General features: G+C 68.3%; 12 protein-coding genes and 1 pseudogene. 6 read left to right on the forward strand and 7 right to left on the reverse strand.

The genetic code is table 11. The features are described from left to right. Positions 1-49: 49 nt before the first annotated feature. The 4 genes from ABD811_RS27100 to sodN all read right to left on the reverse strand — a co-directional run bounded on the left by ABD811_RS27100 (position 50) and on the right by sodN (position 2,526). Positions 50-877, reverse strand: a complete 828-nt coding sequence (locus ABD811_RS27100; RefSeq protein WP_425549465.1) for an RNA polymerase sigma factor SigF — start codon at positions 875-877, stop codon at positions 50-52. Continuing rightward, the gene (locus ABD811_RS27105; protein WP_344953138.1) at positions 874-1,302 is read right to left on the reverse strand and encodes an ATP-binding protein; all 429 of its coding nucleotides are present in this window, start codon (positions 1,300-1,302) and stop codon (positions 874-876) included. Before ABD811_RS27105 ends, ABD811_RS27100 begins: the two co-directional genes overlap by 4 nt. Positions 1,303-1,407: 105 nt before the next feature. After that, positions 1,408-1,917 carry a GNAT family N-acetyltransferase gene (locus tag ABD811_RS27110; protein ID WP_344953140.1) on the reverse strand — a complete coding sequence of 170 codons (510 nt, stop codon included), beginning with the start codon at positions 1,915-1,917 and terminating at the stop codon, positions 1,408-1,410. A gap of 207 nt (positions 1,918-2,124) precedes the next feature. Beyond that, positions 2,125-2,526 (reverse strand): superoxide dismutase, Ni, encoded by a 402-nt coding sequence (gene sodN / locus ABD811_RS27115; protein WP_344953142.1) that lies wholly within the window; start codon positions 2,524-2,526, stop codon positions 2,125-2,127. A gap of 145 nt (positions 2,527-2,671) precedes the next feature. On the opposite strand from sodN, the gene sodX reads away from it, so the two are divergent. Continuing rightward, complete coding sequence (gene sodX / locus ABD811_RS27120) at positions 2,672-3,037, forward strand: nickel-type superoxide dismutase maturation protease (protein ID WP_344953144.1); 366 nt, start codon at positions 2,672-2,674, stop codon at positions 3,035-3,037. A 1,344-nt stretch (positions 3,038-4,381) separates the two neighbouring features. After that, entirely contained in the window at positions 4,382-6,757 is a 2,376-nt protein-coding gene (locus ABD811_RS27125; protein WP_344953146.1) for a hypothetical protein, read from the forward strand. A gap of 31 nt (positions 6,758-6,788) precedes the next feature. Here ABD811_RS27125 and ABD811_RS27130 read toward each other — a convergent pair whose 3' ends face one another. Further along, positions 6,789-7,895 carry a hypothetical protein gene (locus tag ABD811_RS27130; RefSeq protein WP_344953148.1) on the reverse strand — a complete coding sequence of 369 codons (1,107 nt, stop codon included), beginning with the start codon at positions 7,893-7,895 and terminating at the stop codon, positions 6,789-6,791. Between the two features lie 139 nt (positions 7,896-8,034). Between ABD811_RS27130 and ABD811_RS44045 the strand changes: the two are divergent. Next, positions 8,035-8,191, forward strand: a pseudogene (locus ABD811_RS44045) (IS982 family transposase); the annotation flags it as partial. 144 nt (positions 8,192-8,335) lie between these two features. Here the strand turns inward: ABD811_RS44045 and ABD811_RS27135 are convergent. Together ABD811_RS27135 and ABD811_RS27140 are read right to left on the reverse strand one after the other, a co-directional pair. Beyond that, on the reverse strand, positions 8,336-8,893 hold the full coding sequence (locus ABD811_RS27135) for a CGNR zinc finger domain-containing protein (RefSeq protein ID WP_344953150.1): 558 nt from the start codon (positions 8,891-8,893) through the stop codon (positions 8,336-8,338). A gap of 275 nt (positions 8,894-9,168) precedes the next feature. Next, entirely contained in the window at positions 9,169-10,275 is a 1,107-nt protein-coding gene (locus ABD811_RS27140) for an NAD(P)-dependent malic enzyme (RefSeq protein ID WP_344953152.1), read from the reverse strand. A gap of 498 nt (positions 10,276-10,773) precedes the next feature. Here ABD811_RS27140 and ABD811_RS27145 point away from each other — a divergent pair, with 498 nt between their 5' ends. The 3 genes from ABD811_RS27145 to ABD811_RS27155 are packed head-to-tail and all read left to right on the forward strand — an operon-like array spanning position 10,774 to position 13,313. Beyond that, positions 10,774-11,622, forward strand: a complete 849-nt coding sequence (locus ABD811_RS27145; protein WP_344953154.1) for an ABC transporter substrate-binding protein — start codon at positions 10,774-10,776, stop codon at positions 11,620-11,622. A gap of 15 nt (positions 11,623-11,637) precedes the next feature. Then, complete coding sequence (locus ABD811_RS27150; RefSeq protein ID WP_425549466.1) at positions 11,638-12,477, forward strand: amino acid ABC transporter permease; 840 nt, start codon at positions 11,638-11,640, stop codon at positions 12,475-12,477. A gap of 14 nt (positions 12,478-12,491) precedes the next feature. Then, entirely contained in the window at positions 12,492-13,313 is an 822-nt protein-coding gene (locus tag ABD811_RS27155) for an amino acid ABC transporter ATP-binding protein (RefSeq protein ID WP_425549469.1), read from the forward strand. Positions 13,314-13,815: the final 502 nt, after the last annotated feature.

Consider the following 13,815-nt stretch of genomic DNA (forward strand, 5'->3'; position numbering starts at 1 on the left):
GGGGCGGCCGCCGGTGAATTCGGCTCCGCCCCCCAACGCTGGCTCCCGCTCACTCGTCGGCGGTGAGGCCCTCGCGGAGCTGGGCCAGGGTGCGGGCCAGCAGACGGGAGACGTGCATCTGGGAGATGCCCAGCTCGGCGGCGATCTGCGACTGGGTCATGTTGCCGAAGAACCGCAGCAGAAGGATCTTCTTCTCGCGGGCGGGCAGCTTCTCCAGCAGCGGCTTGAGGGACTCGCGGTACTCCACGCCCTCCAGCGACTCGTCCACCATGCCGAGCGAGTCGGCCACCGCGGGCGCGTCCTCGTCGCCGGAGTCGGGGGCGTCCAGCGAGACCGTGGAGTAGGCGTTGGCCGACTCCAGTCCCTCCAGCACCTCCTCCTCGCTCATCCCCAGGTGCGCCGCCAGCTCGCTGACGGTGGGGGCGCGTCCCTCGCGCTGGGCCAGGTCGCTGATCGCCTTGGTCAGCGACAGCTTCAGCTCCTGCAGCCGGCGCGGGACCCGCACCGCCCAGCCCTTGTCGCGGAAGTGCCGTTTGATCTCGCCGACGATGGTGGGCGTGGCGTAGGTGGAGAACTCCACGCCGCGGTCCAGGTCGAACCGGTCGATCGACTTGATCAACCCGATCGTGGCGACCTGGATCAGGTCGTCCAGCCACTCGCCGCGGTTGCGGAACCGGCGGGCCAGGTACTCCACCAGCGGCAGGTGCAGCTCCACCAGCTGGTCGCGGATGCGCTGGCGCTCCGGGTCGCCCTCGGGCAGCTCGGCCAGCCGCTCGAACAGGGCCCGGGCCCGTGCGCGGTCGGGCACCGCGGTGTCGGGGCGCTCGCTCGCGCCCGCCGCGCCGCCGCCGTCCGGAAGTGTCGTCTTCTCCGTCACGGGGCCCCCGTCGCGCCGCGGCGCTTCTGCAGCATCACCGTGACCCGGTCGTCGGCGCCGACCTCGGAGTCGACCTCTCCGGCCAGCGACGACAGCACCGTCCAGGCGAAGGTGTCGCGGCTGGGCACGCGGCCGTCCACGGTCAGGACCGACACGTTGATGCGCATCGCGTCCCCGGTCAGTTCGAACTCGCACGTCAGGTCGGTTCCGGGCACCGCCTGGGCGAGCAGCATCGCGCACGCCTCGTCGACGGCGATGCGAAGGTCCTCGATCTCGTCCAGCGTGAAGTCGAGCCGGGCCGCCAGGCCCGCCGTCGCGGTCCGCAGAACCGACAGGTAGGCGCCCGCGGCGGGCAGCTTCACGGTCACCGCGTCACGCGGCGACACCTTCGTACTGGCCGGCATCGCAGCGGTTTCCTCAGTCACGTCACTCCCTTGCGCGGTAGGTCCCGCTGCTTTCGAAACTACCGCCTAACCGGCCCGCTTCGAGACTCCGGCGCGCGTGGCTTTGCCGCATCCGGGGGAAATGGATCACCTGTCCGCGTCTTCGGGACCCGGTTCCCGTCCGGCCCGGCCGCCGCCGAGGTCCTCCAGTGCCCGGCCGGTGAGACGGTAGACCGTCCACTCGTCCTGCGGCTGCGCGCCCAGCGCCTTGTAGAAGCCGATCGCCGGGGTGTTCCAGTTCAGCACCGACCACTCGACCCGGCCGTACCCGCGTTCCACGGCGATGCGCGCCAGTTCCGCCAGCAGCGCCTTGCCGTAGCCCCTGCCGCGCACGGACGGGCTGACGTAGAGATCCTCCAGGTAGATGCCGTGACGGCCGAGCCAGGTGGAGAACGTCAGGAACCACAACGCGAAGCCGACGACCTCGCCCTCGTGCTCGGCCACATGCGCGAACACCCGCGGCTGCGGCCCGAACAGATGCTCGCGCAGATCGTCCTCGGTCGCCTTGACCTCGTGCAGGGCGCGCTCGTAGTCGGCGAGCCTGCGCACCAGCGTCAGGATCGCGGGAACATCCTCGGGAGCAGCGGGGCGGATCACACCGGAAAGGTTACAAGGCCCTGACCACTACAGACACCCATGTCACAGGAACGACCGGACACGAAGAGTAATAAAGCGTTCACATTCGGCCCCGCATGTCGCGGGGATGTTCCGATGGGGATCGGTAGGTGCTCCCCCGCGTCCGCGGGAATGTGCGAGGCCCTGCCCGGGCGGGCAGGGCCTCGTGACGTGCGGCGCGGGCCGTGCTCAGCCCTGCTTGGTCTCCCAGAAGATCTTGTCGATCTCCGCGATGCGGGCGAGCAGGTCCTCGGCGGTCTTGACGTCCATGCCGCCCTTGGTGCCGCCGGCCCCGGCGAGCTTGGTGGCCTCGTTGAACAGCTGGTGGAGCTGCGGGTACTTCTCGAAGTGCGGCGGCTTGAAGTAGTCGGTCCACAGCACCCACAGGTGCTCCTTGACCAGCTGCGAGCGCTGCTCCTTGATGAGGATGGCGCGGGCCCGGAAGACCGGGTCCTCGTTGGCCGCGTACTTCTCGCAGATCGCCTTGACGGACTCGGCCTCGATGCGCGCCTGCGCCGGGTCGTAGACGCCGCACGGCAGGTCGCAGTGCGCGGAGACCGTGGTCCTGGGGCGCAGAAGGTTAGCGAGCACCTGCGTTTCCCTTCCCTCGTATCGGATCATGCTCAGGTCACCGACATTACTCTTGTGGCGGCACCGCCGTCGGGGCGGGGCGCTCGGTATTTGGGCCTAGGACCCCTCGGGGGAGTGCCCGGAGTGACGTTGTCTCCACACAACGGTGACCTATGCGGAGGGCGCGGGAATGGCCGGCCGGTTGTTGGCCGTCGCGGTGACGGGGGAGTCGATGACGCCTGCGTTGCGTCCCGGTGACTGGCTGCTGGTACGCCGGGGGGCGCGGGTCGCCGAGGGGGACGTCGTGGTGGCGCGCCATCCGGGACGTACCGAGCAACTGATCGTCAAACGGGCGACGCGCCGGACCGACGGCGGCTGGTGGCTGGAGAGCGACAACCAGGGCGCCCCCGGCCGCCAGGACAGCTGGGACTTCGACGCCGTCCCCGACCCCCTGCTCGTCGGCCGCGTCGTCGCCCGCTACTGGCCCCCGTCTCGGATAGCCCTCTTCCGCGCCAACCGCACAGACCAATGAGGACCAGCCCCTCCCCGAGGCGAACCCGACGTCCGCTCATCGCTGCTTCATCGCTTCTGTCGCCTTTTATGTGAGGGGCGCCGCGTCTCACCGTCCTGGCCTTCGCAGTGGGTGCATGCTGGCACGGAGGTCCCGGGCGTCCCGGGGCCGCGCCCTGGCGCTGACCGAGACTCGCCCCTTTACCTTCACCACCTGGCACGCCCCCCGTTCCACCAGGCCGGACCGAGCGCCTTGTGCCCGCGGTCGGGCCGTGGTCTTGCCCCACCATGAGCCGCGTTCGGCACAGCCACGGGCGATCAGACTTGGCGGCACAGATAGCGATCACGCGCTGCCTGCGCCATCGATGAGGCTGAGCTTGCATTGAGGCTGTTCGCGCAGGGGACCGAGCCGCTGGGTGAAGCCAGGGACGCTCGACGACGATCGGCAGGCCTTGAGTAGTCCGACGGCTGCGCCGAACTCCCTCGCCCACGAGCGTGGGTCGTCGCGCGGACTCGCCCACGAGCCCTGGTCGCGGCCCAGCGCGTCGAGCTGTGTTTCTCGGGCCTGCGGCGTTCGTTGTCGTGGCGCGCTTGGCTCTCTCCGCGCGCGCGTTCGTTGCGCGGACACCTGTCCACGAGGCCTGGTACGCGGTCCAGCGCGTCGAGCTGTGTTTCTCGGGCCTGTGGCGTTCGTTGTCGTGTCGGGTTTGGCTCCCTCCGTGCGCCGCGTTCGTCGCGGATATCGGCGCGGACGCCCGGCAGCCGGCCATCGTCCGTTGGCCATCTACAAGTGTCTTGGAGTTCACCACGGCACGGGCGCAACAATTCCAACTCACTCGGGCGCCGTGTTCTTCGGTGACCCGCCGCGGGAACGCGTCCTTGTCACGTGTGTGATCCACCTGGCCAGGCTGGGTGGGGCGTCTCTTGACTCGGCCAGTGGCGCGCCGCCTGCGGCCGCGACCGGAGCAGAGCGGGGTCAAGATAGAGAAAGTCGGCCAAGTCACGTTGTGCGCGGGTGGACAGGGCGCGGACCTCGCTCGCCGTCGCTCGCTCAGAGGATGGGGCGACGGCAACGAAATCGTAGTTACTGGTATTTGCTTAGCGTCGGCCCAGCGCCTTATCGATTCGCCGTTCGACGGAGACGACCGTCGCGATCACCATGTCTTGCCGTACGCCCGGTGCCTGTTGCCTTGCCTGAGGGGCGGTTGCTCGCGTCACGGCCGATTCGTAACCCGATTTGACCGGCATAACGCGATTTCTTGCTCTCTTGGACAAAGCAAGCCGTCCCGGCTGTACTTCGCGCGTTGACGCTCTTGACCGGTTGCGCTATCTCTGGCCGGACGGGGCCGGAAGGGGTGTGCCGCGGGTGACCGCTACGAAGATCGACATCGGGGCAGTTCAGGCGGAGTTGCAGGGGATTTCCGCGCTTATGAACGAGATCAACCGGGTGATGGGGCCTGAAACATGGCAGGGCGGGACGGCCGCCGCGTTCACCACGGACCTGGACGGCAACAGCCGGTCGCTCGGCCGGATGATGGTGGAGATCCTGCGTGCGGTCGCCCGTGCCAACGAGGTGCCGATGACCCTGACGCCACCTCACATATCCCGAGTTACGCCCGCGTCGGGCCTTCCAGGGGTGGCATCGGTCTCGATCTCCCGTATGGAGCGCCTGGAGACGGCACTGCGGCGAGCGGCCGACGGCCTGCCCGAGCGGGGCCGCCGTGTCCGTGCTCTGCTGGCGAAAGCCGGACCGGGGATAGCGGGCACGGCCCAGTGCGATCGCACCGCCGCGTGGTGCAGCCAGCAGGCGGGCCGGATGCGCACCCGCCTCCGTTACGCGATCGCGGAGAACCGTGGCCGCACCTCATGGGGCATGACGAGCATCCCCGACAAGGATCGGCTCGGCAGCAAGGAGATGGCCCGCCTCGGCCAGATGCAGGCCGACCTCTACGCCGCCCACATGCGACAACCCAGTGCCGACAGCTCAGAGCTGCTCGCCGACATCGCGCGCTCTCTCCGGGAGAACCGCAAGGACGCGGGCTACCTGGCGGCCTTCTTCTCCCAAGTCCCACCCGGATCGATCGGCAAGCTGGCTTACCACCTCCACCGCCGGCATGACGGGACGGGACTCAACGCAGCCGACAAGCAGATCGTCGCCGACATGGGCACCGCCCTGGCCGCCGCGTCCAGAAAGAAGGACTCGGAGAAGGCGGTGTCCCAAGCGCTCGGCCCCATAGGCTCCGACATGCCCGGACAGGCACTGTTGGTGAAGCTCAGCGCGCCCGAGGTGAAATGGAGTTCCGCCGTCCTGCTCGACATGGCCAAGGCCGCGCTCCGCTGGCGCCAAAGGTATCCGTCTTATGAGTTGACCGACGCCACCGGGCTGCCTGGGTCCCGGCAAGTCTCCATCATCAATCAGCGCCACGGCCGATGGTGGAGGGACTGGGGGATCAACGGAGGCGGTGAAGTTCCGTTCACCGATCCCGACACAAAGCGTTTGCGTGAGTACGATCCGGCCCTGAACATCCTCGGTAGGATCGCCCAGCAGCGCGACACCACCGCCGCGCGAGAGCTTGCCGCCACGAAGCTCGAAGGCTCCTTCACCATCAAGGACGCGGACAAGGCGCTTCCGCTCATGCTGCTCAGCCGGGGTGTGGGCAACACCTACGGTTCGCTGCTGGTCGCGCCGGACTGGATGGACCAGGGAACGGCGGCAGGAGCGGTGATCAAGCTGGCCACAACTCCCGAGAAGGGCCACGAGAAACAGGCCGCGGAGAACGCCGCGAACATCATGAAGACCGTCGCCTGGTGGAACGACGTCGGCAGGGACAAGGTCCACAAGTTCCTGGATCGAGGCAAGGTCGCTGACTACAACCCTCTCGTGCCCGACAGTTCGGCACCCGACTGGATGCCGCACCGCGGCGAGGAGTACTTTGCCGAACTCGGCCCCGGCGTGCGTCAGGGGCTGCTCCAGATGACCCGCATGCATATTTCCGCGCTTGCGACTGCCGAGCGCACAACGAGTGGCACCGGACTGCCCCTCACCGACCCCGTCACCGGGCAGACCTATATTCATCTTGGGCAGGAGGTGCAGTCCTTCCTGCGGACCATCGCCATTGACGACAAAGCTTGGGCGCAGCTCGCGGTGGACACCCAACGGTACCGGCAGCTTCTTTATGCATGGGCGCTTCGGGAGGGTAGTCTCGGAGACGCCACCACGCGAGGCGGCTACCTTGAGGGCAACCTCATTGCCGCGTACGCCAAGGAGCGAGTCACCAACGAGGAGCGCGTCAAGGCCCAGTACGAAGAGGCCAAGAAGCAGCTCAGTCTCCTCCGTGACGTCGCGGCGGCCATCATCGGAGTCACGCCCGCTGGGAACATCGGAGCCGACAGTGGTGTCCAGATGGCCACCGACCCGGCCCTGGATAAGATCAAGTACGCTGACTTCGACAAGAATGTCGAGCAGATCAAAGCCGTTCATGCCAATTATTCAAGTCAGCTCTATGTGGATCTGGCCCGGGGTTATGCCAGCGCCCATGGCGGCAAGGTCGGCGATGCGTTCATTGACGGAGTCCTCTGGAAGTCCGTGCTGAGTGATGCGGAGCGGGATCGCATCGTGGTATGGGCCATGCAGCACGAGTTTCGTGGTGGATCGAGCAGGTCGGCTGATCTGCCGAGGACGGGGTTGGCTCTCGTCCGTGAAACGCAGAACGCGGTGTCGCATAACGCGCCGCCACAATAGCCGTGGCGGTCGCCGGGCGAGTTCGGCCGGGTTAGGGATTTCTCGCCAGATTATCCGGCATACGGAATGAATAGACGCGACCGCACATCTTGTCGCTGATCGCCAAGCTGCCATCCGGTAGGCGCGCGATGCCGCCAGGAATTGCCGAGCCGATCGTGGCGAGCGAGCCGTCGAACTCGTCACACCGCTTCGCTTCGCCCCAGGGCAACAATGTCAACCCTTTGTCTTTGCTGGCCAGTGCTGGACGGGGTGTGCGCTGGGTCGCGTTCACGCCCCCCAAGAGTAGTGTCGACCCATCCTTGAGCTGTGTGGCGACGGTCCAGGGGGGGAGGGATCGCGTAGCTTCGGGGAAGCGAAGTCCCGACGCGGCGCCGGTGCGGGGAATCCAGATGATCCCCTGGCGGCCGAGAATCGCCATCTCGCCGGTGCTGCTGGCGCCGGCCACGTAGGTCGTGTCAAAACTCGTGCCTGCGGAGACTTTGGCCAGTGCCGTATCGTATCCCTCGGGATGCCAGCTTCGAATGGCGCCTTTCCTGGGCACCTCGAACAGTTGACCGTCCTTTCTGGCGATAATTGGCGTGCCGTCGGATCTCAGGTTGAATCGAGCGTCTCGCAGGCTGTCTGCGATCTCTTTTCGCTTCGCCTTCGATACCGGTTGTCCTGAAGGGGTGACCACTGAGAGTGTCTCGCCCAGTGCGCTGTTCCATGCCAGATGGACCTCTTGCCCAAGGGTGGCCAGAGAGGCCTTCGTGAGATCGAAGCCCGAGTATGCGCTCATCAGCCACAGGTCGTTGCCGTGCACGGCGAGTTGGGTCGGCACGTTCCCCAGCTTCATCAGCGTTATCCGCCCGTCGCGCTCGAGGCGGGCTATTCTTCCGTCCCGGCCATAGACCACTTGGAACATTATGCGTCCGTCGCCTGCCGCCGCCAGCCCGCCGTTCGTGTAGGCACTGGTCTGAAGGGCGTACTCACCGTCACGTGGATCGCGGTTGAGATTGTGGTCGCCGGCGATGATGACGGCCTGGCCGGGGCGGGTGGGGCGGGGGGTGGGGTTGAACGACGGTTCGTCCTGGGCCGGAGAGCAGGCGCTCAAGATCATGATGGCGGCGGCGGTGGGGATGAACCTGTTGCGTCGCACAGGGTCGATGATGGCACCAACCCGACTACCGCTGGGAACGAAGTCGGGATGTCTGTCCGGGGACGTCGCCCACAACCGCACGATCGCGCATTGACTTGTGATGTGCTGGGCCGATTCCTGCCCGGTCGTGTGTTATTTCGAGCGCCGGTGGCTGCGCGAAGCACCCGCCAGGATCGGGCATCTGTTCCGGCGGCCCCGGTCAGTCGGAGTGCAACCGGCGTCTGCGCGATGCGGGGCCCATCCTGTTCGCGGCGGCGGCGTGGCTGGTGCGCCAGGTTCCTTCCTGGCGCGACCAGTGGTGGACGGCGCCCGCTGCGCTGCGGCGCCTTGGGCGCCACCTGCTGGGGTGCCGAGCTGATTCTGATCATCGCGAGCGCCATGCCGTGCTGCCGGCCCCGTCCGCCGAGCCGACCAGAGCAGTCGGCAGCCCTATCGACGATCTAGCGGGGGTGTGGGGGGAGGGGGACGGTGACGTGGCGGGGTGGGTGGTGTTGGGCGGCGGCGGTGGCGCGGGGCGTGTGGGCGGGGCAGTGGTGGCGGGAGGGGTCGCCGGTGGTGTCGAGGTAGACCCGGTCGCAGCCCTCGGCGGCGCAGATGCCGAGGCCGGCCATGCCGCGGTCGCTGATGTGGACGGCCAGGCCCATCGCGGCGCGCGCGGCGTACCGGTCGGGGATGGAGCCGCCCTCGTTGAGGTGCAGGTGCCAGCCCTGGGCGTCGTGGCCGGACAGCTGGGGGTGGACGGGGTGCTGGATGAGCAGGGCGTTGAGGCGTTCGGCGGCGTCCTCCTCGTCGCCGCGGTCGGCGGCGGCGAAGACGGCCCGCAGTTCGTCGCGCAGTTCGCGCATCGCGTCCAGGTCGCGGCGCGTGATGCGGCCGCCCAGGTGCGGACGGTGTGCCAGCAGTGCCTGCAGCCCGTCCAGGTCGCCCAGTCCGTCCCCGCTCGGGTGCCGGGTGTTCACCAGGTCGAGCGCCAGGTCTGCGTAGGAGGAGAGGTCCACGAGGGCTCCTGACAGAGTCGGGCCTTCGGGCGGGGGGTCGTACGGATCCATTCCCTTCTGTCGACTATTACACCTTCTGCGACGGCGGCGGCAGAGGTCGTCTGGGGAGAATATGAAATATTCTGCGGGTCGCTCGCCATATTGCCGACAGATTGATCGTCTGATCGGGGGATCGCCGCAGGTTTCCCGGATTCGGCCGGGCCGGAGATGATTACGGCCCGTGTTCCCGGGGACGGGAGCACGGGCCGTGATCGGGCCGGAAGGTCGTTCGCGGCTCAGCTGCGGGCGACGCCCTCGCGGCGGGCCTGGTCGGCCACGGCCGCGCTCACCGCGGGCGCCACGCGCTCGTCGAACGGGCCGGGGATGATGTGGTCGGGGGCGAGGTCGTCGCCCACGATCGCGGCCAGTGCGTCGGCCGCGGCCAGCTTCATGCCCTCGGTGATGGTGCGGGCGCGCACGTCCAGCGCGCCGCGGAAGATGCCGGGGAAGGCCAGCACGTTGTTGATCTGGTTCGGGAAGTCGCTGCGGCCGGTGGCGACCACGCGCGCGTGCCGCCAGGCGACGTCGGGGTGCACCTCGGGCGTCGGGTTGGACAGCGCGAACACGATCGCGTCGTCGGCCATGGTGGCGATGGACGACTCGTGCACGGTGCCGCCGGACAGGCCGATGAACACGTCGGCGCCGCGCAGCGCCTCCTCGGTGGAGCCGCGCAGGCCGGCCCGGTTGGTGTCGGCCGCCAGCGCCTCCTTGACCGGGTTGAGCCCGGCCCGGCCCTGGTGGATCAGGCCGCGGCTGTCGGACACGGCGATGTCGCCGATGCCCGCCTCCAGCAGCATGCGCGTCACGGCCACGCCGGAGGCGCCGGCGCCCGCGACGACGGCGCGCAGGTCCGACAGCGGCCGGCCGACCAGGCGGGCGGCGTTTTTGAGCGCGGCCAGCGTCACGATGGCGGTGCCGTGCTGGTCGTCGTGGAAGACGGGGATGTCCAGGGCCGCGCGCAGGCGGTCCTCGATCTCGAAGCAGCGCGGCGCGCTGATGTCCTCCAGGTTGATCCCGCCGAAGCTGGGCGCCAGCCGCACGACGGTCTCGACGATCTCCTCGACGCCGGTGCAGTCGAGCGCGATCGGCACCGAGTCGACCCCGGCGAACTCCTTGAGCAGCAGCGACTTGCCCTCCATGACGGGCATGGAGGCGGCCGGGCCGATGTCGCCGAGGCCGAGGACGGCCGTGCCGTCGGTCACCACCGCGACGACCTTGGACGTCCAGGTGTAGTCGTTGGCGAGTTCGGGGTTGTCGGCGATGGCGGTGCACACCCGGGCGACGCCGGGGGTGTAGGCCAGGGAGAGGTCTTCCTTGTCGCGCACCGGGATGGTCGAGCGCATCTCGAGCTTGCCACCCCGGTGCAACCGAAATGCCGGATCGTTGTCGAGCGAGGCGGAGTCCGGGGATCCGGATCGGCGCGTTTCGCTGGTGAAGGGCTGAACAGCCACAGCGACCCCTGTCTGTGAGATTCGAGCTTTGAGGCGATGCCGCGCGTGGACGGTGGTGCGGTCTGGTGGCCGGGCACCTGTGGTGATCTCGCGACGTACGGGGGTCACCCGTTGTCCGATTGTGCCACAGGGGCCTCGCCCCGCAGGGCCGGGCCGGGGGTGGCGGACGTCACGGAACGTCCGTCACGGACGTCACGCCACACCCGTCCCTTTCGAGCGTCATGCCCACCGTGTGCAGCCGAAACGTCGCCGCGGGTAGGGTGGAGCCGCCTGCCTTGTTGTGCGATTGTTTCGCACCCTTAATCCAGTTCATGCCTGGTGTGCGCCAGAATGTGCACTCGTCTACGGATCGACCCGATCCGGCCAACGATCGAATTGTGGAGGGGGACCGTGACGACTGGTTCTCTGCGTCGCCGTACCGTCGCGGCCGCCGCGCTCGCCCTGACCGGCCTGCTGGCGTTGAGCGCGTGCGGAGGCGACTCGGGTGACGACTCGGCGACCGGGACCAAGGTCCCCGGGGTCAAGCTGGTGAGCAGCGGCAAGCTGAAGACCTGCACCAACCTGCCGTACCCGCCGTTCCAGTTCGAGGAGGGCGGCAAGACCGTCGGGTTCGACGTCGACATGATCGACCTGGTCGCCAAGAAGCTCGGCGTCACCCAGGAGATCGTCAACATCGACTTCGACGTGATCAAGAGCGGGGCCGCGCTCAACGCCAACCGCTGCGACGTCGCCGCCGCCGGTATGACGATCACCGACGAGCGCAAGCAGAATCTGGGCTTCTCCCGGCCGTACTTCCCCGAGGTGCTCGGCCTGCTGGTCAAGAAGGGCTCGGGCGTCACCTCGGTGGACGACGTCAAGGCCAAGAACGCCAAGCTCGGCGTCCAGGCCGACACCACCAGCCTCGACTACTCCAAGAGCAAGGGCATCGAGGCCCGGCAGTACAAGGACTCGGGCAAGCAGCTGCTGGCCCTGCAGTCGGGGGCGATCGACGTCGCCCTGCAGGACCTGCCCGTGGTGAACGGGTGGCTGAAGAAGCCCGAGGTCTCCGGCAAGTTCGACCTCGTCGCCGAGATCCCGACCGGGGCCCAGTACGGCTTCGCGGTCAAGAAGACCGGCAGCGAGGAACTGCTGAAGATCATCAACGAGACGATCACGTCCTCCATCCAGGACGGCTCCTGGAAGGCGACGTACAAGAAGTGGGTCGGCTCCGACCCCAAGACGATGCCCGCCGAAGGCTGATCCCTCCTCATGACCGTGACCACGCCAGAGGCCGGTCCGGCCGGGGGTCCCCCCGGCCGGACCGGGCTCAGCCCACGCCAGAAGCAGCGAGCCGGCCGCTGGATCCAGTACGCGATCTTCCTGCTGCTCGTGGTGCTCGTCGCCGCGTTCGCCGACTGGGGGAAGATCCACGAGCACTTCCTCGACGGCGACGCGGCACGGGAGACCGTCCCCGACATATTCCGGGCGCTCGGCAACACGGTGATCTACACCGTCCTGGCCTACGCGCTGGGCATCGTGGTCGGCCTGGTGATCGCGCTGATGCGGCTGTCGTCGGTGGGGCCGTACCGCTGGTTCGGGCTGGTCTTCATCGAGATCTTCCGCGGGCTGCCCGCCCTGCTGATCCTGATCCTGGTCGCCTTCGGCCTGCCGATCGCCTTCCCGACGTTCAGCGACCCGCCCGGCGGGATCTACACCCAGATCGCCCTCGGGCTCGGCCTGGTGGGCGCCGCCTACATGGCCGAGACGATCCGGGCCGGCATCCAGGCGGTCCCCAAGGGCCAGATGGAGGCGGCCCGCTCGCTGGGCATGTCCTACGGCCGCGCCATGATCACGATCGTCATCCCGCAGGCGTTCCGCATCGTGATCCCGCCGCTCACCAACGAGCTGGTGCTGCTGTTCAAGGACTCCTCGCTGGTCTTCGTGCTCGGCGTGACCAGCACGCAGGTGGAGCTGACCAAGTTCGGGGAGCAGGTCGCGGTACGGCTGGCGGACGTCACGCCGATCATGGTGGCCGGCATGGCGTACCTGGTCATCACGATTCCGCTGGGTTATCTCGTGCGCAGGCTTGAGGCCCGCCAGGCGAAGGCACGGTGAGCGTTGTGACGCACATGGTGGAGATCCGCGGGCTGCACAAGTCGTTCGGCCCCGTCGAGGTGCTCAAGGGCATCGACCTGTCCGTCGAACGGGGCCAGGTCATCTGCGTCATCGGCCCGTCCGGCTCGGGCAAGTCGACCCTGCTGCGGTGCGTGAACCTGCTGGAGGAGCCGACCGCGGGCAAGGTCGTCGTCGACGGCGTCGAGCTGACCCACCCCGACGTGGACATCAACGCGGCCCGGCGCCGCCTCGGCATGGTCTTCCAGCAGTTCAACCTGTTCACCCACCTGAAGGTGCTGGAGAACCTCACCATCGCCCAGCGGCGGGTGCTCAGGCGCTCCAAGGGCGAGGCCGAGCGGGTGGCCCGCGAGAACCTCGCCAAGGTGGGCCTGGAGGGCAAGGCCGACAGCTACCCCTCCCAGCTGTCCGGCGGGCAGCAGCAGCGCGTCGCCATCGCGCGGGCGCTGTCGATGGAGCCGAGCCTGATGCTCTTCGACGAGCCCACCTCGGCGCTCGACCCGGAGCTGGTCGGCGACGTGCTCACCGTCATGCGCCAGCTCGCGCAGGAGGGCATGACCATGCTCGTGGTCACCCACGAGATGGCCTTCGCGCGGGACGTGGCCGACCACGTGGTGTTCATGGACGGCGGTGTGATCGTCGAGCAGGGGCCGCCGGAGCAGGTCATCGGCGATCCGCAGCACGAACGCACCAAGCGCTTCCTGCGCCGGGTCCTCGACCCCACCCACGTGGACGTCGGCGAGGCGGCCGACCTGGAGGGCCCGGAGGGCCTGACGCCCGGCGAGGCCCCCGAAGAGGTGCCGAGGCCGCGCTCGTAGCGGTCCTGAACGACGTCCGGCCCCGGCCTCCCCTCGCACCACGGAGGCCGGGGCCGTCGAAACACCGAGCCCGTCTCGCCTTACTTTGTTCAGGCGGCCGGTTTCTTAGCGCCTGCCGCCCATGTAGAGGGCGCCCTTGTAGCAGGCGGGGTGGCTCTCGCCTTCCGGCACATTGCCGCCGTTGCATTTCCAGGACGTTCGCCGGGATCGTGTAGCAGAGCTGCCCGACGCGGGTCCGGCCCCTGTTCCTGGTGACGCCGGACGTCGCCCATCACGCCCCATCCGCCGCCTTTGCGGCCGTCGTCGGGGCGCTGTCGTCGGTGCGCCGCCGTCGCCCCGAGCGGCCCGTGTGCCCGGGCTCCCGCGATTCGCCGTGGCCACTTGAGGCCACATCTGTGATCTTCCCCACGATCGATTGGCGGGCGATCATCGGCTGAGCCCGCCTCCGATTGCGGACCAATCGGCTTTCCGCGCCAAAGAGGTCGGGTCCTGATGAAACGGC

The organism is Actinomadura miaoliensis (genome assembly GCF_039536785.1).
GTDB lineage: Bacteria > Actinomycetota > Actinomycetes > Streptosporangiales > Streptosporangiaceae > Spirillospora > Spirillospora miaoliensis.